Consider the following 1493-nt stretch of genomic DNA (forward strand, 5'->3'; position numbering starts at 1 on the left):
GCTACCGTAGGTTCCGGCACGGTGGCCGTGAGCATCGATGACATCAAGACGATTACCTCGGCCGGTGGCCAAGCCGTTGACACCATCTACTTCAAAGAAGACCGCAACGGTGCGTTGAAAGAAGATGCGTCCAACAGCATCAAGCTTAAACTGCCTGCCGGTTATAAATGGGCCAACGCCGGAACGCTGCAAAACAACTGGGGTACCGATGTAACCGCTCTGGCTACAGTGGAAAAAGGTTCTGATGATCGGGAATTGATCATCAAAACAACCGGCACCACCACGTCCGCGTCCTATTTCCAACTGAACGGCGCAACTGTCGATGTCGATGAGTCGATCGCCAAAAAAGGTGACGTTGTTGTGAACCTTTCCGGCGCAACGACCACGACACCGAACTCCTTCACCATTGCCCGTTATGGCGAATTCAACACCGGCATCGCTGTCTATGGCGATGTACCGACGATTGCCGCCGGTAAAAACGGGGACACCGTTTCCGAAATCGGTGCCTTCAAAATCGAAGAAGAAGTCAAAGGCAGCTTGATTGGCGGCCGGACCATCACATTCACCTTGCCGGAAGGCGCCCGTTGGGGTACAGCCGGCACCCCGCTGCAAGCACCGACCCGTAGCGGCGACACCAAAGACGGCGGCATTGGCGAATTCACCTGGACCATCGTCGACAACCAAGATGCCAACCGCATCTTGAAAGCGACCATCCCTGCCGGTGCCGACTCCTCAACAGCCGCCAAACTGATCTACGAAAAAGCCCAAATCGCGACAGCCGTAGACTTCTCCGGCGACCTGACGGTGGAAGTCGGCGGTACGGCCGGCATTACCGGTAACCTGGTTCTCGGAAAAATCGTACCTGCCGTTACGGTAGCGGCTTCCGAAGTCAAACCGGTAACCCTGGGTCTTGGCGCTCAACCACTCGGTGACATCACCATCACCGAAGGTATCCAAGAAGCGCTCAACAAAGATGCTGCCGCTACCACATCTTCTGAAGCGGACGGCGGTGTCAATGACTATGTAGTGAACGTACAATTGCCGCTCGGCGTGTACTTCAGCGGCACACCGAAAGTGGAAGTGGCTTCGGGCGACATGATGATTGAAGCCAGCAGCGTCACCGTGAACCAAAACGGTTCCGACGGCAGCCAAGGCAGCCTGCGCTTCAACGTACGCTCCTCGTCAACCACACCTTCGGCGATCAAAATCTCCGACGTGAAAGTTACCGCTGACCGTACCGTACCGGAAGGCGATATCATCGTCAAAGTCCGTGGTACCGCCGTGAATAAATCCGGTTTTGCCGGCCGTGGCACCGCTGCATCGGCCGTCATCGGTAAACTGGTCACCCCCGCTTCAGGCGAAGTCAAAGCGGATGCTTCCTTCAAAATCGGTGACACCAAGTACACCGTAAACGGTATGGAAAAATCGATGGACGTCGCTCCGTATATCAAAAACAGCCGCACCTATATGCCGGTCCGCTATGTAGCCGAAGC

General features: G+C 55.7%; 1 protein-coding gene. It reads left to right on the forward strand.

Features of this window, described 5'->3' with window-relative positions:
- A partial coding sequence (locus EDD73_RS14715) for a copper amine oxidase N-terminal domain-containing protein (RefSeq protein WP_207668907.1) occupies positions 1–1493 on the forward strand: 1493 nt, incomplete at both ends.

The organism is Heliophilum fasciatum, from assembly GCF_004341395.1.
Classification (GTDB): Bacteria; Bacillota; Desulfitobacteriia; order Heliobacteriales; family Heliobacteriaceae; genus Heliophilum; species Heliophilum fasciatum.